This is a genomic window from Pedococcus sp. P2_A3 (assembly GCF_056405035.1).
This window is the reverse complement of the sequence record NZ_JBFUCW010000003.1, coordinates 115,829-132,773: the sequence shown is the minus strand read 5'-3', so window position 1 is coordinate 132,773 and position 16,945 is coordinate 115,829. Positions and strand designations below refer to the sequence as shown.

General features: G+C 70.7%; 17 protein-coding genes. 12 read left to right on the top strand and 5 right to left on the bottom strand.

The annotated features are described in order from the left end of the window. The first annotated feature begins 14 nt into the window (after positions 1–14). Together AC1DX8_RS03985 and AC1DX8_RS03980 are read left to right on the top strand one after the other, a co-directional pair. Positions 15–1,028, top strand: a complete 1,014-nt coding sequence (locus AC1DX8_RS03985) for a DnaJ C-terminal domain-containing protein (protein WP_477628611.1) — start codon at positions 15–17, stop codon at positions 1,026–1,028. A 5-nt stretch (positions 1,029–1,033) separates the two neighbouring features. Beyond that, positions 1,034–1,489 carry a heat shock protein transcriptional repressor HspR gene (locus AC1DX8_RS03980; RefSeq protein ID WP_477628610.1) on the top strand — a complete coding sequence of 152 codons (456 nt, stop codon included), beginning with the start codon at positions 1,034–1,036 and terminating at the stop codon, positions 1,487–1,489. A 15-nt stretch (positions 1,490–1,504) separates the two neighbouring features. Here the strand turns inward: AC1DX8_RS03980 and AC1DX8_RS03975 are convergent, their stop codons facing one another. Further along, complete coding sequence (locus tag AC1DX8_RS03975; RefSeq protein ID WP_477628609.1) at positions 1,505–1,765, bottom strand: helix-turn-helix domain-containing protein; 261 nt, start codon at positions 1,763–1,765, stop codon at positions 1,505–1,507. 198 nt (positions 1,766–1,963) lie between these two features. On the opposite strand from AC1DX8_RS03975, the gene AC1DX8_RS03970 reads away from it, so the two are divergent. Genes AC1DX8_RS03970 through AC1DX8_RS03960 form a run of 3 tightly spaced genes read left to right on the top strand, consistent with a single transcriptional unit; the run spans position 1,964 to position 3,014 of the window. Next, the gene (locus AC1DX8_RS03970) at positions 1,964–2,311 is read left to right on the top strand and encodes a helix-turn-helix domain-containing protein (protein WP_477628608.1); all 348 of its coding nucleotides are present in this window, start codon (positions 1,964–1,966) and stop codon (positions 2,309–2,311) included. Beyond that, positions 2,277–2,714 carry a hypothetical protein gene (locus AC1DX8_RS03965; protein ID WP_477628607.1) on the top strand — a complete coding sequence of 146 codons (438 nt, stop codon included), beginning with the start codon at positions 2,277–2,279 and terminating at the stop codon, positions 2,712–2,714. Before AC1DX8_RS03970 ends, AC1DX8_RS03965 begins: the two co-directional genes overlap by 35 nt. 27 nt (positions 2,715–2,741) lie before the next feature. Next, complete coding sequence (locus AC1DX8_RS03960) at positions 2,742–3,014, top strand: ribonuclease E inhibitor RraB (RefSeq protein ID WP_477628606.1); 273 nt, start codon at positions 2,742–2,744, stop codon at positions 3,012–3,014. 110 nt (positions 3,015–3,124) lie between these two features. Here AC1DX8_RS03960 and AC1DX8_RS03955 read toward each other — a convergent pair whose 3' ends face one another. Further along, a complete protein-coding gene (locus AC1DX8_RS03955) occupies positions 3,125–4,972 on the bottom strand; it encodes a right-handed parallel beta-helix repeat-containing protein (RefSeq protein ID WP_477628605.1) in 1,848 nt (615 codons plus the stop codon). A 298-nt stretch (positions 4,973–5,270) separates the two neighbouring features. Between AC1DX8_RS03955 and clpB the strand changes: the two genes are divergently transcribed. After that, the gene (gene clpB, locus AC1DX8_RS03950) at positions 5,271–7,844 is read left to right on the top strand and encodes an ATP-dependent chaperone ClpB (protein WP_477628604.1); all 2,574 of its coding nucleotides are present in this window, start codon (positions 5,271–5,273) and stop codon (positions 7,842–7,844) included. A 76-nt stretch (positions 7,845–7,920) separates the two neighbouring features. Here clpB and AC1DX8_RS03945 read toward each other — a convergent pair whose 3' ends face one another. Continuing rightward, a complete protein-coding gene (locus AC1DX8_RS03945; protein ID WP_477628603.1) occupies positions 7,921–8,916 on the bottom strand; it encodes a hypothetical protein in 996 nt (331 codons plus the stop codon). A gap of 211 nt (positions 8,917–9,127) precedes the next feature. On the opposite strand from AC1DX8_RS03945, the gene AC1DX8_RS03940 reads away from it, so the two are divergent. The 4 genes from AC1DX8_RS03940 (at position 9,128) to AC1DX8_RS03925 (ending at position 13,797) form a co-directional block, all read left to right on the top strand. After that, positions 9,128–9,568, top strand: a complete 441-nt coding sequence (locus AC1DX8_RS03940; RefSeq protein ID WP_477628683.1) for a hypothetical protein — start codon at positions 9,128–9,130, stop codon at positions 9,566–9,568. A 102-nt stretch (positions 9,569–9,670) separates the two neighbouring features. Continuing rightward, entirely contained in the window at positions 9,671–11,353 is a 1,683-nt protein-coding gene (locus AC1DX8_RS03935; protein ID WP_477628602.1) for an alpha-amylase family protein, read from the top strand. Between the two features lie 94 nt (positions 11,354–11,447). Further along, positions 11,448–12,134, top strand: a complete 687-nt coding sequence (locus tag AC1DX8_RS03930; protein WP_477628601.1) for an LppX_LprAFG lipoprotein — start codon at positions 11,448–11,450, stop codon at positions 12,132–12,134. After that, complete coding sequence (locus tag AC1DX8_RS03925) at positions 12,115–13,797, top strand: MFS transporter (RefSeq protein ID WP_477628600.1); 1,683 nt, start codon at positions 12,115–12,117, stop codon at positions 13,795–13,797. The genes AC1DX8_RS03930 and AC1DX8_RS03925 overlap by 20 nt, the downstream gene beginning before the upstream one ends. A 31-nt stretch (positions 13,798–13,828) precedes the next feature. On the opposite strand, the gene AC1DX8_RS03920 is transcribed toward AC1DX8_RS03925, so the two are convergent. Continuing rightward, a complete protein-coding gene (locus AC1DX8_RS03920; RefSeq protein WP_477628599.1) occupies positions 13,829–14,698 on the bottom strand; it encodes an alpha/beta fold hydrolase in 870 nt (289 codons plus the stop codon). 37 nt (positions 14,699–14,735) lie between these two features. Further along, on the bottom strand, positions 14,736–15,521 hold the full coding sequence (locus AC1DX8_RS03915; RefSeq protein WP_477628598.1) for an exodeoxyribonuclease III: 786 nt from the start codon (positions 15,519–15,521) through the stop codon (positions 14,736–14,738). 37 nt (positions 15,522–15,558) lie between these two features. On the opposite strand from AC1DX8_RS03915, the gene AC1DX8_RS03910 reads away from it, so the two are divergent. Both AC1DX8_RS03910 and pyrE read left to right on the top strand, forming a co-directional pair. After that, positions 15,559–16,326, top strand: coding sequence for an SDR family NAD(P)-dependent oxidoreductase (locus AC1DX8_RS03910; protein WP_477628597.1), 768 nt, complete (start codon positions 15,559–15,561; stop codon positions 16,324–16,326). Positions 16,327–16,372: 46 nt separating this feature from the next. Next, positions 16,373–16,927 (top strand): orotate phosphoribosyltransferase, encoded by a 555-nt coding sequence (gene pyrE, locus AC1DX8_RS03905; RefSeq protein ID WP_477628596.1) that lies wholly within the window; start codon positions 16,373–16,375, stop codon positions 16,925–16,927. Positions 16,928–16,945: the final 18 nt, after the last annotated feature.

Sequence of the window (16,945 nt, the reverse complement as noted above, 5' to 3'; positions counted from 1 at the left end):
AGGAGGGCGCCGACATGGCTAGCCAAGACTGGTTCGAGAAGGACTTCTACGCGATCCTCGGCGTCCCCCAGGACGCCGACGGCGCGGCGATCAAGAAGGCGTACCGCAAGCTCGCCCGGGCCCACCACCCCGACAAGAACCCGGGTGACGCCGCCGCCGAGCAGCGGTTCAAGGACGTCGGCGAGGCCAACTCGGTGCTGTCCGACCCCGAGAAGCGCCGCGAGTACGACGCCGTGCGCCAGATGGCCCGCGGCGGGGCCAGGTTCACCGCCGGTGGCCCTGGTGGCGGAGCCGGCGGCTTCGACGACGTCTTCTCCTCGATGTTCGGTGGCGGGGGGCGCGGCGGTGGCACCCGCGTCCGCTACTCCACCGGAGGCAGCGGGGAGCCCAACCTCGAGGACATCCTCGGTGGGATGTTCGGGGGAGGCGCCGGCCCGGCCTACGGAGGCGCAGGTTTCCGCGCACCCCAGGGGCCGCGCAAGGGCGCGGACCTGACCGCCCGCACGAGCCTGTCGTTCCGCGACGCCGTCGAAGGCGCCACCGTCACCCTCGGCACCACGGGTGGGGGTCAGATCACGACGCGCATCCCGGCCGGGGTCAAGGACGGTCAGAAGATCCGCCTGCGCGGCAAGGGCCAGCCCGGCGACTCCGGCGCTCCCGCGGGCGACCTGATCCTCACCGTCGCCGTGGAGAAGCACCCCGTCTTCGGTCGCGAGGGCGACAACCTCACCATCGAGCTGCCGGTGACCTTCGCCGAGGCGACGCTGGGCGCCACCGTGGCGGTGCCCACCCTCGACGGTTCCACCGTGAAGGTGCGCGTGGCCCCGGGCACGCCGAGCGGCCGGGTGCTGCGGATCAAGGGCCGCGGGGTGCCCCGGAAGGACCATCCGGGCGACCTCATGGCCAAGGTCGCGATCGTGGTGCCGCAGCGACTCTCCGACGAGGCGATGGCGGCGGTCGAGACCCTCCAAGCGCTCGACGAGGGGTTTGACCCGCGAGCAGAGCTCTTCGCGAACGCGCGCCGGTGACGGTCATGGCCGACCTCCGCCACTACTCCCCTGACGACGACTCCCCGATCTTCGTCATCTCGGTCGCGGCCACCCTGGCCGGGATGCACGCCCAGACCTTGCGGCAGTACGACCGCCTCGGCCTGGTCAGCCCGTCGCGGACGCGAGGCGGAGGTCGTCGCTACTCCGGGCGCGACGTGGCGATGCTCCGGGAGGTGCAGCGCCTGTCGCAGGAGGAGGGCGTCAGCCTCGCCGGTATCCAGCGCATCATGGAGCTCGAGAACCAGGTGGCTGCCCTGCGTGGCCGGGTGCTCGAGCTGACCGACGAGCTCGAGCGCTCGCGTCGCTCGTCGCAAGCCCGGGCCGGCTCCCGGGTCTTCGCCGTCGGCCCCACGGGTGACGTGATCGCGGTGCGGGCCGGCCAGCGCCCGCGGCTGCAGCGCTCCCAGGCCCTCGTGGTCTGGCGCCCCACCCAGCACTGACGGCCGCAGGGCCGCTCAGGCGGACACCGCATCGCGCAGCGGTGCCGTGGCCAGGAGTGCGCGGTAGTCCTCGATCTGCAGCTCGCGCAGGAGTGAGGCGTAGAACTCGGGGCTGACGCGCAGCTTGCTGCCGTTCTCGAGGTGGCGGATGTAGGACGGGTCGACCTCGAGGGCCGCGCAGAGGTCGGTCACGGTCCTCCCCCTGGCCTGGCGGATGACGCGCAGTGCGTAGCCGTGCACCTCGATCGCTCGCTTTGGCGGCGTTTCCCTAGGCATGCCCGTGAACCTAGTCAACAACGGTCGCCCGAGCAAGAGTTCTGCACAGGGTCCACAGGAAGGCAGGGAGATTCGCTCTGCTCGCGCCGCACCGCACCGTCGACGGGCCCACCTCCCGCGGCCCCGGTATGCCGTGCTGGCCCACGCGTGACTGAGCAGGACTAGAAGTGACTGGGTGTGACTGGCAAGATGCGGCTCATGAACTCTGAGCAGCTCGAACGCCTGGGCAAGCGCGTCGAACGCGCCCGCCTCTCCGCCGGCTGGAGCAAGGAGCAGGCCGCCCGGGAGGCCCGGATCTCCTCGATCACGTGGAAGCGCGTCGAGGACGGGTTGGGGGTCCAGGACGTCAAGCGCGCGAGGGTGCTCGAGGTGCTGGGGCTGGACGACCGCGGTGAGCCTGTCGGTGCGTCGTCGCAAGATGGGGGCTTCGTGACCGCTCCGGGCTCCCGGGTGCGGTCAGGGGTCAGTGACGAGGAGGTCCTCGCCCTGATCGACGACGTGAGGAGCAGGCTTGACGCCATCGAGCGACGCATCCGGGGTTCCTGACCCCTGGGCGGTGCTGCGCGAGATGCGCGACGTGGTGATGCTGCGACAACCCATCGCCGAGCCCGGTCGCTACTACCACGGGCGACGGGCGATCGTGCTCCGCTCCGGGCGCAGTCTCGAGGAGGAGCGTCGCTCCCTCTGGCACGAGCTCGTGCACGCCGAGCGCGGCGACACCGTGTGCACCGGGTGGGCGGCGTCCGCCACCGAGCGAAGGGTGGAGCGCGAGGCGGCCCGGCGCGCCATGCCCCTCGCCGTCATGGAGCGCCGTCTCGCCGTCGCCAGCGACTGGGACGACTTCGTCTGGCACATGAAGGTTCCGGAGCGCTGGGTCCGCTTCCGGCTGTCGTGTGCGGGTCCGGCCGAGCGGGCCCGGCTGGAGCGGGCCTGTCGGTGGACCGAGTGACCGCGGCCGCGCGGCATACTCGTGCCCGTGAGTGAGCACCTGCTGGTCTTCCCCGACCGAGAGACCGCCGACGACGTTGCTGCCGAGCTGGCCCACGAGGGCTTCTCCGAGGTCCGCGTGGTCCGCGAGGCGTTGGCGGGCGAGGACGACTCCGAGGACCACGAGTGGGCGGTCCACGTGGTCGAGGAGATGGTCGCCGACGAGTCGGGCCCGGTGGAGTCCGGGCTGCGCGACCGGTTCAGCGCCTTGGCCGAGGAGCACGGCGGCTGGTACGACCCCGACCCCACGCCCCTGACCTGACCCGGATGCGGTGACGCGCTGATGCGCTAATGCGGTGAGCCGGATGCGCGGATGCCAGGGGTGCGCCCTGCGCACCCCTGGCATCCCAGGCATCCCTGACGCGGTCCGGGTCAGCGGCCCCAGGCGCCCAGGTACCGCGTGCCGGTCGGCTGGCCGATGAGGGCACCGATCGAGCTGGGCAGTGCGGCGGCGACCGTGCCGGCCTTGCCCTGCACGGTGGAGCTCAGCCCACCCGTGGTGGACACCACGACGGCGCCGTCGTACGCGAGGCTGGTCGTGTCCTGACCCGTGCCGCTGCGGTATGCCGACAGCGTGCCGTAGACGGCCGGGTTCGGGTTGAGCGAGCCGCGGCTCCAGACGGTCAGCCAGTCCGGGTCGCCGGCATTGACGCGGTTGAACACGTTGCCGTTGCTCGTCACACCCATCTGGGCGGCCGTGCGGGTGTGCGTGTAGTCCTCGACGCACAGGACGCAGTTGGCGCTGCTGTTCGGGAGGCCGAAGACGTTGTTGCGCACGGTCACCGGGCCCACGAGCCAGGTCATCTCCGGGTCGTTGGGGTAGCGGGGGTCGTGGCCGTAGGAGGTGTTCGCGGGCGTCCGGGAGTCCTGCACGATGTTGATCGGGCGGGCGTTGCGGACCACGGTGTTGTTGTAGACGGTCACGCTGGACGTGTTGTTGATCTTGATGCCCTCGGCGCCGTTGCCGTCGACGAGATCGTTGGCGATCGTGCCGCGGGCCGAGATCTCCAGGAAGATGCCGGTCGCCGAGTTCCGCACGATGTTGCTGTTGAGCACCTTGGTGTCGTACGTGGAGACGTCTGACCAGTAGCCGTGGCCGAGGTTGCCCGAGATCGAGGTGTCCTTGACCAGGATCCCGCGCGTGCGGCCGGCCTTGACGCCGCCCGAGACGGGCGCGCTGTTGAACCGCTCCCAGTTGTTGCTGTCGACCCGGCTCGAGAGGAGCTGGAACCGGTCGGCCGTCGCGACGTGCATGCCGAGGAGCCCGGCCCGCAGGATGGTGGTCCGGTTGATGACCGCGTCAGTGGCGATGACCCCGAGCCCGATGGTGGCCGAGTCCTCGATGCGCACGTTCTCGATGCGCACGCCCGGGCGCTCGACCGTGACGGCACCGATGTGCCAGATGCTCGGGGCGTAGCGGTGGATGCCGATGCCCCGGATGACGGTGCCGCTGGTCCGGATGCTGATCGCCTTGCTCAGGGTGGTGCCCCGGACGGCCTTACCGGTGGGGTCGGTGCCGAGGTAGAGCTGGGAGGTGGCCTCGTCGAGGAAGAAGGTGCCGGGCACGACCTTGGCGCGGGAGGCGACCTGACGCTGCTGCACCCCACCGATGAACATCTGGTCAGGGTGGGCGGCCATCGGGTATGCCGGGTTGACGAACTGCCAGCCGGCGGTGGTGCCGTCCTTGGCGCCCTGGGTGAAGCCGACGCTGGCGTCGAAGCGGGTGGTCCAGCCGTCGTGGCGCCAGACCGTGCCGTCCTGCACCCATCCGGTGACCGGGACCGAGCCGTCCAGCCACACGGCTTCATTCGGGTAGTTCTGGATCGTCACGGTCTTGCTGCTGATGGTGACGGTCTCGTGGTACGTGCCGCCGCGCAGCACCACGGTGCCGCCGGCCGGAGCGAGCGCGAGGGCACGGGTGATGGTCTTGACCGGTCCGGCGGCGGTGCCGGGCGCGTAGTCGTTACCCGTGGTGGCGACGAAGATCGCCCCGGCGGGGACGGCGTAGCTCGCGGCCCCCACGCCGGCTGCGCCGGCCAGGTCGGCGGCACGGGCGCCGGTGCCCGTGTAGGAGGCGACCCGTTGGACCGTGCCGGTGACCGTGGCCTTGATGGACATGGTGGTGAAGTCGGTGCTGCCGAGCGGGCGGGCCGACGCAGACGTGCTGGCACCGATGGCCGCGGTGACGGCGAGGGGCACGCACAGACCAAGTGCAGCCACGCGAATCGCCATGACTCTCCGGGCGGAGAGGGGGGAATGGGTCGTTCGAAGCAGGGCTCTGGGCCGGTTCACGCGAAGGTCCTTCCGGGGGGCGTTCCCTGCAAGCGCTGGACCATACCTGAAGTCATGCCTAAGAACTAATCCATCGGTATGAGGTGCCGCAGGCGTTTGAGGAGTAGTAGCCGTTCGGCCGATAGGCTCGGAGCACAAAGTTGAGCGGAATAGACGCAACTTTCTGACAGTTTCATCTGTTAAATGTCCAGTTCTTCATCGCGCATGTCTCAGGAGGCCCGCATTCATGGAGCTGAAGCCCACTGCCAAGACCGCTGAAGCCCTGGCCCTCGCCCACCGCGAGGCGCAGGGAGCAGGTCACCCCGAGGTCACCCCGGCCCACGTCGCGCTGGCGCTGGCCGAACAGCCCGACACCACCACTGACGCGCTTCTCGTCGCCGGTGGCAGCAGCGCCCAGGCGCTGGCGTCCGCAGCGCGACGTGGGCTGACGGCACTGCCTCGGACGACCGGGGGCAGCGTCCAGCCGCCGGGGCTCGCGCAGACGTCTCTCCAGGTCCTCCAGCACGCCCAGACCCTGATGCAGGCCATGGGCGACACCTTCCTGTCCACCGATGTGCTGCTGCTCGCCCTGCTCGAACAGCACGCCGTGCCGGGGGTCCAGGTGGACACCAAGGCCGTCGAGGCCCAGATCCCGCAGCTGCGGGGTGGTCACAAGGTCACCTCCGAGAACCCCGAGGCGAGCGCGGAGGCGCTGGCGAAGTACGGGACCGACCTCACGCAGGCCGCGAGGGACGGTCGGCTCGACCCCGTCATCGGCCGAGACTCCGAGATCCGCAGGGTCGTGCAGGTGCTCTCGCGCCGCACGAAGAACAACCCGGTCCTCATCGGTGAGCCCGGTGTCGGCAAGACCGCCGTCGTCGAGGGGCTGGCCCAGCGGATCGTGGACGGCGACGTGCCGGAGTCGCTGCGCGACAAGCGGCTGATCAGCCTCGACCTGGGGGCCATGGTCGCCGGCGCGAAGTACCGCGGCGAGTTCGAGGAACGCCTCAAGGCCGTCCTCGAGGAGATCAAGGACAGCAACGGACAGGTCGTCACGTTCATCGACGAGCTGCACACCGTCGTCGGCGCCGGCGCCACCGGCGAAGGGGCGATGGATGCCGGCAACATGCTCAAGCCCTTGCTCGCGCGGGGCGAGCTGCGCCTCGTCGGGGCCACCACCCTCGACGAGTACCGCAAGCACATCGAGAAGGACGCCGCCCTCGAGCGGCGTTTCCAGCAGGTCTTCGTCGGCGAGCCCTCGGTCGAGGACACCATCGCGATCCTGCGCGGCCTCAAGGAGCGCTACGAGGCGCACCACAAGGTCGAGATCGAGGACGCCGCGCTCGTGGCGGCCGCGTCACTGTCCGACCGCTACATCAGTGGGCGACAGCTGCCTGACAAGGCGATCGACCTGGTCGACGAGGCCGCGTCGCGGCTGCGCATGGAGATCGACTCGAGCCCGGTGGAGATCGACGAGCTCCGGCGCGCGGTCGACCGCCTCAAGATGGAGGAGCTCCACCTCGAGCGCGAGACCGATGACGCGTCGGTCGAGCGGCTTGCCAAGCTGCGCGAGGACCTGGCCAACCGGTCGGAGGAGCTCGCCGTCCTCAACGCCCGCTGGGAGTCGGAGAAGTCCGGCCTCAACCGGGTCGGTGAGCTCAAGACCCAGATCGACGAGGCCCGGACCCGGCTCGAGAAGGCCCGACGCGAGTACGACTTCGAGACGGCCAGCCGGATCGAGTTCGGTGAGATCCCCGAGCTCGAGAAGGCGCTCGCCCTCGCCAACGAGGACGAGGTGGCGAAGGGGAGGCGGGGCGCCGACCTCATGGTGAAGGAGCGCGTCGGTGCCGACGACATCGCCGAGGTGATCTCGGCGTGGACCGGCATCCCCGCCGGCCGGCTGCTGCAGGGCGAGACCGAGAAGCTGCTGTCGATGGAGTCCATCATCGGCTCGCGCCTGATCGGCCAGTCTGCGGCGGTCGAGGCCGTGTCCGACGCTGTCCGGCGGTCACGGGCAGGCCTCGCCGACCCTGACCGCCCGACTGGTTCGTTCCTCTTCCTCGGCCCCACCGGGGTCGGCAAGACCGAGCTCGCCAAGTCGCTCGCCGACTTCCTGTTCGACGACGAGCGGGCCATGGTTCGCATCGACATGAGCGAGTACTCCGAGCGGCACGCGGTCGCCCGGCTGATCGGGGCGCCCCCCGGGTACGTCGGCTACGAGGAGGGTGGCCAGCTCACCGAGGCAGTGCGCCGGCGCCCTTACTCGGTGGTGCTGCTCGACGAGGTCGAGAAGGCGCACCCGGAGACCTTCGACATCCTGCTGCAGGTGCTCGACGACGGTCGGCTCACCGACGGCCAGGGCCGCACGGTCGACTTCCGCAACGTCATCCTCGTGATGACCAGCAACCTCGGCAGCCAGTTCCTCATCGACCCGACGATGGAGGACTCGGTGAGGCGCGAGGCCGTCATGGGCGTCGTGCGCGCGAGCTTCAAGCCGGAGTTCCTCAACCGCCTCGACGAGGTCGTCATCTTCGACGCCCTCACTTCTGCGGAGCTGGGCCACATCGTCGAGCTCCAGGTGCGGGCCCTGGCCACGCGGCTGGTCGACCGCCGGATCACCCTCGAGGTGACCGACGCGGCACGGGAGTGGCTCGCGATCACGGGCTACGACCCGGCCTACGGGGCGCGGCCGCTGCGGAGGCTGGTGCAGAAGGAGATCGGCGACCGGCTCGCCAAGGCCGTCCTCGGGGGGCGGGTGCGCGACGGTGACACCGTCACGGTCGACCTCGACGAGTCCGCGGACGCTCTCGTCCTGCGCTGAGCGCACCAAGCCGAAGGGGTATGCCGGGTGGTGACCACCCGGCATACCCCTTCAGTCGTGCTGGTGAGGGCGGACCTCAGTCGAAGTAGTAGTCCGCCTGCCAGTCGCTCGCGATCTGGCCGGTGCGACGGATGTCGGCGCCGCTCAGGTCGAAACGGTTGGCGTCGATGTAGTTGTGCACGACACCGGTGGGCGTGATGCCCACGATGTTGCGGGCGACACCGTCGCACGAGCCGGCGGAGACGTGCTTGAACACGTTCCAGCCGCTGGGGGCAAGGACGCCCTTCAGCCACTTGGACGGGGCCGAGTGGGGCAGCACGTACTCGATCAGGGCGCCACCGGTGGTCGTCATGAGGATGCCGTCGGCGTTGCCACCGTCGAGGTTGGCGGTGCCGGAGTAGCTCATGGTGCGCAAGCTGCTCCAACCGGTGGTGTTGACCGCGACCCGCTTGGTCGGCATGAAGTCGCTGCCGATCTGGTAGCGGTGCAGCCCGCTGCCGATCAGTGCGTACAGGTACGGGCCGCTGGCCGTCAGCGAGCGGACGTTCGTGCCCCAGCCGACCCACGGGCTCTTGTAGGCGGTGGTGAACGTCGGGTTGCCCGTGGCCGCGCCGCGGATCGTGACCGTGACGTGCAGCAGGTCGCCGGTCTCACCGACGGCGAGGTAGTTCTCGACGAGGGGGTCGCGTCCCGTGGTGTTGATGTAGGCGCCGGCCTTCAGCGCCGTTCCTGCTCCGCCGAAGGAGTAGAGGGTGGCGGCGCCGTTCTCGACGAAACCGGCCTTGAGGCCGTCGGCCGCGGAGCTCAGGTGCGTGACGAGACCRCAGTTGGTGGCGGCGGCTGCGCTCTGGGTGCGGGTGGTCGAGCTGGTGGTCGAGTCGGTGGTGGCGCTGGTGGTGGCGCCGGTGCGCTTGGCGCCCGAGGCGGCGCCGGTCGACGCCGGTCCCTGGTAGGCCAGGGGGTCGATGGTGCGAGCCTGGGCCGGCGCGGCGACGACCGTGAGGGCGAGTGCTGCGGCGGCTGCGGAGGTCGCCAACGCGGCGGCGCGTGACGACTTCGTGCGACGAATCATGGTGTGAGTTCCCCTTCCGGGAACCGCGCTCACGGCCCCCCGGGGGAGCATACGTTCCCTGCGGCGCTTTGTCCGGATGTGGGCGCCCTCGATCTGGCGGTGTCCGGAGGTTGGGGCAGGCACGACGCCCGCGGGGGCGGCTGACGGTGTCCCGAAGTGCGCGCCGGGCGGCTTGCCGCGCAGACTGGGGGCATGACTTCGGGTGAGCAGCATGACTTCGGGTGAGCAGGAACTGGACCGCCGCCCCGCCGGCGTCAGCGACGCCACGGTCGAGGCGGTCGGCAAGCTGAGCGAGGCGTTCGAGACCATCGAGGAGGTGCGGGGTCGGCTGTACGGCCTGCACCGGCTGACCGGCTCGGCCGACCTCGCGCTGGGCGAGGCCTGTGACCAGCTGCGCGCGGCCGGCCACAGTGAGCTGGCGACGCAGCTGGAGGACGAGCTCGTGGGGCGCAACGTGCTGGGCGGTCGGTGGACCTTCCAGGTCGTCGAGGAGTTCGACGACGGCTACTACGCCGACTTCAAGAGGCTCGAGAAGCAGGTGCGGGACGAGCTGGTGCAGGGTCGACGGCACGTGTTCGAGGCCGAGATGAAGGCCGACCGCCGCACCGATGGGCGGGCCGGTCACGAGGCCACCCCCCGCGACGTGGGCTGAACCCCGGGGCGCCCTTCGGCCGGACGGTGGGCCGCGTGGCCGGCTGCGCGGCATACCCGCTGGTCAGGTGCGGTGCGGTCGTTGGTCCGCTTAGGTGGAGGCATGCGCGTCACCGACACGAGCGACCAGTGGTGGAAGACGGCGGTCATCTACTGCCTCGACGTCGAGACCTTCTACGACTCCGACGGCGACGGGATCGGCGACCTGGGAGGGCTCGCCGAGCGGGTGGACTACCTCGCCGAGCTGGGGGTCACGTGCCTGTGGCTGATGCCGTTCTACCCCACCCCCGACCGCGACGACGGCTACGACGTCACGGACCTCTACGGCGTGGACCACAGGCTCGGCACCCACGGGCAGCTGGTCGAGGTCATCCGCACCGCCAACGACCGCGGCATCAGGGTCATCGCCGACGTCGTCATCAACCACACCTCCGACCAGCACCCGTGGTTCAAGGCCGCCCGTCGCAGCAAGGACAACCGCTACCGCGACTGGTACGTCTGGCGGGCCGACACCCCGCCGGACAGCTCGGACCAGGTGGTCTTCCCGGACAAGGAGGACAGCATCTGGGAGAAGGACCCCCGGACCGACGAGTGGTACCTGCACCACTTCTACCGCTACCAGCCCGACCTCAACGTCGCGAACCAGAGCGTTCGTGAGGAGATCGCGCGGACCATGGGGTTCTGGCTCGAGCTGGGCCTCGACGGCTTCCGGGTCGACGCGGTCCCGTTCTTCGTGGACGACGTCGAGACCGCCGCGGCCGACCCCTCGCGACCGGACGTGCCGGCTGACCCGCACCAGTACCTGCGCGACCTGCGCGCGTTCGTCAACCGGCGCAAGGGCAACGCGATCCTGCTGGGCGAGGTCAACCTGCCCCACCGGGACCAGAAGAAGTACTTCGGGGGCAACGCCGCCGACGAGCTGCACATGATGTTCGACTTCATCACGATGCAGAACCTCTACCTGTCCCTGGCGCGGGGCGACGTGCGACCGCTGACCAAGGCGCTCCGCCAGCGCCCGGCGATCCAGCAGAGCTGCCAGTGGGCGACCTTCGTGCGCAACCACGACGAGCTCACCCTGGACAAGCTCACCGACGGCCAGCGGCAGGAGGTGTTCGACGCGTTCGGTCCCGAGCCGGAGATGCAGATCTACGGGCGCGGTCTGAAGCGCCGCCTGCCCGGCATGCTGGACGGCGACCCCCGGCGGCTGCGCCTGGTCTACGCCCTGCTGTTCTCGCTGCCCGGGACGCCGACGATCTTCTACGGCGAGGAGCTCGGCATGGGCGAGGACCTCGCGGCGGAGGGCCGGATGGCGGTGCGCACCCCGATGCAGTGGACGGCCGGGCGCAATGGCGGCTTCTCGACCGCCCCGCCGCGCAAGCTGGTCAGCCCCGTCGTGGAGGGCGGGTACGGGCCGGCCCACGTGAACGCAGCCCAGCAGCGGCGCGACCCCGACTCGCAGTGGAGCTTCATGCGCGGTCTCATCGCGGCATACCGCTCCTGTCCCGAGATGGGCTGGGGCTCCTTCGAGGTGCTGCCGCAGCCCGACCACGCCGTCCTGGCCCATCGCTCCGCCTGGGAGGACGCCGCAGTGGTCGCGGTGCACAACCTCTCCTCGGAGGCTGCGGAGGTCGAGCTCACGGTCGCCGACCACGCGGTGCTGCTGGTCGACCTGCTCCAGCCCGGCGAGGAGCGGACCGACGACCGGGGCCGGGTGACCCTCGCCCTCGACGGCTACGGCTTCCGCTGGCTCCGCGTCCACCCCGGCGACGACGCCCGACTCCCCTGAGGAAGCCGGCGTCGCCCCGGCGGTGGGGGTCCCGCATCGACGGGTGCCCGCGTTGCGACCATGGGGAGCCGTCCCCTCCGACTACCCTCGGGGCATGCGCCTCAGGGGAATCGCCATCGTCGGCATCGCGGCACTCACGCTCGTGGGCTGTTCGTCCGGAGACGACACCCCCGCCAAGGAAGGGACGCCCACCGAACAGCTTGCGGCGGCTCGGACCAACCTCGAGAAGAGCCCGGCCGTCACGTTCACCCTCGAGGCCACCGGCCTGCCCAGCAAGGCCATCGGTGTCTCGGGGGCCAAGGGCACCGGCCTCTTCACGCCTCCGTCGTTCAAGGGCACGCTCAACGCGACCATCGCCGGTGTGACGGGGACGGTGGAAGTGATCGCCGTGGAGCAGGACGTCTACATGAAGTTCTTCACGCCGGGGTACAACAAGATCGACCCGGCGACCTACGGCGCCCCCAACCCGGCCCAGCTGTTCGACAAGCAGACGGGCATCACGAGCCTCATCGGCAAGACCCAGGCACTCAAGAAGGCCGACAAGGTGCGCGACGGGTCGGAGGTCCTCACCACGTTCACCGGCACGGTGCCCGGAGACGCCGTGGCCGACCTGTTCGTCATCGGCGACCGGTCCGGCACCTTCGACGTGACCTACGGGGTCACCGAGCAGAAGCAGCTCCGCACCGTGCTGTTGAAGGGCCCGTTCTACAAGGGGTCGACCTCCACCTACTCCCTGCGGCTCACGAGCCTGGCGCAGCCCGTTGCAATCACCCGCCCCTAGGGCCCTGCTCGCCACGGCCTCCGTGGCGGTGGCGCTGGCCGCGGCCGACACCTATGTCGTCGTGCTGGCCCTGACCGACATGATGACGGGAGTCGGTCTGGGGATCGATGCGCTCCAGAAGGCCACGCCGATCATCTCCGGTTTCCTGCTGGGCTACATCGCGGTGCTGCCACTCATCGGTCGCCTCGCCGATCTCGTTGCCCGACAACGGATTCTCGTCGCGTGCCTGATGATCTTCGTCGTGGGCTCGGCCATCACCGCCCTCGCGGTCGAGCTGCCGGTGCTGGTCACGGGACGGGTGCTCCAGGGCATCGGCGGTGGCGGGCTCGTCCCTGCGACCCTGGCCATCGTGGCCGATCTCTGGCCGGCCGAACGCAGGGGCACGCCCCTCGGTGTCGTCGGCGCGGTCCAGGAGGTCGGCAGCGTCCTGGGCCCGGTCTTCGGCGCGGCCGTCCTGGCGGTGTCGGGCTGGCGGATGATCTTCTGGCTCAACGTGCTTGCCGGGCTCGTGCTGGCCGGCTGCGTCGTCGCGGTCGGCGGGCTGCCGCTGCGGCGACCACGCGGCATACCCCTCGTGCTGGGCGCGCTCGCGCTCGTCGTGGGCGGGCTCGCACTGGCCGCGCCATCGGGGCTGGTCACCGATGTGACGCTGGGGGTGCCGTTCGTCCCGTTCGGCGACTCCACGTCACGGGTACTGACCCCGATCGGCCTCGTGGCGATCGGGCTCGTGGTGCTGCTCATCGGGGTGACCGCCCCGCGCTGGTGGGGACTCCTGCGGCGGGCCGACCTCCCGGGGGCGCTGCTGCTCGGGCTGGCGTTGGGCAGCGTCGTGCTGACGTTCGCGGCCAGCGACCCCGAGCGCGAGGTCGTCGGCCCACTCGGGTTCGCGCTGCTGCCGATCGGTGCCGTCGCGCTCGGCCTCTACCTCTGGAGGCACCGCACGGCGGCCGAGCCGTTGGTCGCCCGCGGTGTCGTGCGGGGGCGAGCGCGCACGTCGCTCGTGGTCAGCCTGCTGGTGGGCGCCGCCCTGGTCGCGGTGATCGTCGACGTTCCCGTGCTCGCGCGCCTGACCCTGACCGACTCGCAGACGGTCGCTGCCTTCGTCCTCGTGCGCTTCCTGCTGGCCGTGCCCGTGGGGGCGTTGCTGGGTGGGTGGTCGCTGCGGCGGCTGGGTGACGGGCTGGTCAGCGGGGGCGGGCTGTTGGTGGCCACCGTCGGCCTCTTCGTCATGAGCGGGTGGGGGGACGGCGCCCTCGACGGCCCGATGGCGACGGTGGTGCTGGTGCTGGTGGGCCTCGGCATCGGGCTCGCCCTGGCACCGGTCAACAACGCGGCCCTGGCTGACGCGCCGGCAGATGCCCACGGCGTCGCGTCCGCGCTGGTGGTGGTCGCTCGCATGGTGGGGATGGTCGTCGGGCTCGCGCTGCTCACCGCCATCGGGTTGCACCGCTACTACCAGACCGTCGCTGCCCTCCCGGACCAGACCGACACCAAGGCCTTGCTGGCTGCCGGCATCGTGCAGGTGCAGACCGTGTTCCTCGGAGCGGCGGTCGCGGCCCTGCTCGGCGCGCTCGCATCGCTCGGCCTGGGGCTCCGGCGTCGACCGGCGGACGATCAGCTCGCCCCGGCGGGGTCACCCTTGAGCACGGCTGAGCTCGGCTGACGCAGCACCTGGTCGTCGGGCGGCAGGCCGGTCAGCGGGACCGGGGCGCCGTCGCCGCGTCGAGCACGGTGCGGAACGCATCGACGACCTCGTCGGTCGCCTCGTACATCAGCATGTGACCGCGCCCGGGCAGCTCCCGCAGCTCGGCGTGCGGCACCAGCTGCACCAGTCGGCGCGAGTGCCGGGGCGGCGTGAGCTTGTCGCGGTCTCCCACCAGGACGAGCGTCGGTATGCCGTCGAGCGCGGCGAGCGCCTCGCTCTCGTCGTGCTCCCCGAGCGCGCCGAAGAAGCGGCCCATCGTCGGGAGCGAGGTGGCTGCCACCATGTCGCGCGTCAGCCGCACGTGGGCCGGGTCGGGGTCCACCCCGAACAGCAGGCGGCGCTGGCCCTTCAGCGTGACGAGTCGCCCGGCAGGGATCCGTGGCAGCCGCGCGGCCACGGACATAGCCCGGGCCTCGACGGCGCGCAGCCGGTTCTTGAGGTCGTCGGCGCTGGTCGACACCAGCACGACACCCACCACCCGGGAGCGGAAGTCGTCGGGGTGCAGCCCGGCATACGCCATCACGGTCATGCCGCCCATGGAGTGGCCGCCGAGGACGACCGGTCCGCGGGGTGCCACGACGTCCAGGACGGACGCGAGGTCGTCGCCCAGGACCCGCACGGAGGTCTCGCCCCGCAAGGCGCTGGACCCTCCGTGACCCCGCTGGTCGTACGTCACGACCCGAACTCCCGAAGCCACGAGCGGCTCGACCACCGGCAGCCAGGAGTCCCGGGTGAGGGTCCAGCCGTGGGCCAGCACGACGGTGAGGCGGTCGTCGCGCACCCCGGGGGCGGCGGCGTGCTCCTCCACCCGCACGAGGGTCCCGTCGTCGGTGGCGACGGTGAAGGTGCGGGAGGTCATGCGCCCCATTATTACCGACGGTAAGTTCAGCGGCCGCTCAGGCGTCCAGCTGGACGACCACGGGGGCGTGGTCGGAGGCGCCCTTGCCCTTGCGCTCCTCGCGGTCGATGGCGGCCCCGACCACCCGATCGGCAAAGGCGGGGGTGCCGAGGATGAAGTCGATCCGCATGCCGCGCCGCTTCTGGAAGGCCAGCCGCGTGTAGTCCCAGTAGGTGAAGGTGCCGGGCTCGGAGGTGTGCGGCCTGACCACGTCGACGAACCCGGTGTCGAGGATCGCCTGGAACGCCGCGCGCTCGCCGGGGGAGACGTGGCTCTTGTCGAGGTAGTACTCCATCGACCAGACGTCCTCGTCCTGGGGCGCGATGTTCCAGTCGCCCATGATGGCGGCGGTCTCGCCCGCGTCGACCGACTGCTGCGCCAGGTCGCGCAGGCGAGCCAGCCAGTCGAGCTTGTAGACCATGTGGGGATCCTCGATCTCGCGGCCGTTGGGCACGTACACCGAGGTGACTCGGATGTCCCCACAGGTAGCCGTCAGCGCTCGGGCCTCCACGACCGGCGGGTCGCCCCACGCGGGGGCGTCGGCGAACGAGGGCGTGACGTCCTCGATGCCGACCCTGGACACGATGGCCACGCCGTTCCAGTGGTTGAGGCCGTGGTGGGCGACCTCGTAGCCGAGCGCCGAGAGCCGGTCGAACGGGAACTGCGCGTCGGTGGCCTTGGTCTCCTGGATGGCCAGCACGTCGACGTCGCTGCGTTGCAGCCAGGCCTCCACGCGGTCGATGCGGGAGCGGATCGAGTTGACGTTCCAGGTGGCAATACGCACGCGGGCAACCCTATGCGGAGCGGCCTACAGTGGCGTCATGAGCACTGCCCTCGTCACCGGCGCCACGGCCGGCATCGGCCTGTCCTTCGCCCACCTCCTCGCGGAGCGCGGGCACGACGTGGTGCTCGTGGCCCGTGACCGAGCGAGGTTGGAGAACGTCTCCGACGAGCTGCAGGCGAAGTACGGCGTCGGCACCGAGATCCTCGTGGCCGACCTGTCCGACCGCGCCGAGACCGGCAAGGTCGCCGAGCGGATCGCTGACCGGGCCCGCCCTGTCGACCTTCTGGTCAACAACGCCGGCTACTCCCTCAAGGGGTCTTTCCTGCGCCACGACGTGACCGAGGAGGAGGCCAACTTCGACGTCCTCTGCCGTGCGGTCCTCGTGCTGTCCCACGCCGCGGGCAACGCCATGCGCGAGCGGGGTCACGGCGCCATCGTCAACGTCTCGTCGGTCGCCTCGTTCATCACCTCGGGCACCTACTCGGCCAACAAGTCCTACGTCACCGTCTTCACCGAGGGTCTCGCCGCCGAGTTGCGGGGCAGCGGTGTGACGGCCACGGTGCTCTGCCCCGGCTTCACCCACACCGAGTTCCACCAGCGCGCCGACGTCGACATGTCGAGCATCCCGGACTTCCTGTGGCTCGACGCCGACCGACTCGTGCGCGACTGCCTCGACGACGTCGCCAAGGGGCGCGTGGTCTCCGTGCCCTCCCCCCAGTACAAGGCGATCGTGGCGGCGTTGCGAGTCGTGCCCCGCTCGCTCGTGCGTCGCCGTGCCGGGAGCGTCCACCGCCCCGGCAAGTGACTGCCACGCGGCATACCCGGCCGCGTGCTCGGTAGGCTCACGGACCGTGACCGACACCGCCGCCGCCCGCGCCCGCCTGCTCGACATCATCAAGGAGAAGGCCATCGTCCACGGCCGGGTGACGTTGTCGTCCGGCAAGGAGGCCGACTACTACGTCGACCTGCGCCGCATCACCCTCGACGGTGAAGCGGCACCCCTCGTGGGCATCGTGATGCGCGACCTCGTGGCCGACCTGGACTACGACGCCGTGGGCGGACTGACCCTCGGCGCGGACCCGGTCGCCACCTCGATCCTGCACGCCAGTGCCGCAGCCGGTGACCGCAAGGACGCCTTCGTGGTGCGCAAGGCCGGCAAGGCACACGGCCTCCAGCAGCGCATCGAGGGCCCCTCGATCGAAGGACGCCGCGTGGTGGTCGTCGAGGACACGACCACCACCGGCAACTCGCCGATCGACGCGGTGGAAGCCGCCCGCGAGGCCGGTGCGGAGGTCGTGGCCATCGCGACCATCGCCGACCGCGCGACGGGTGCCGCCCAGAAGTTCGCCGACGCGGGCCTCGAGTACCGCTTCGTCTACGGGCTCGAGGAACTCGGTCTGGCCTAGGCTGCACAGCAGAAGGCG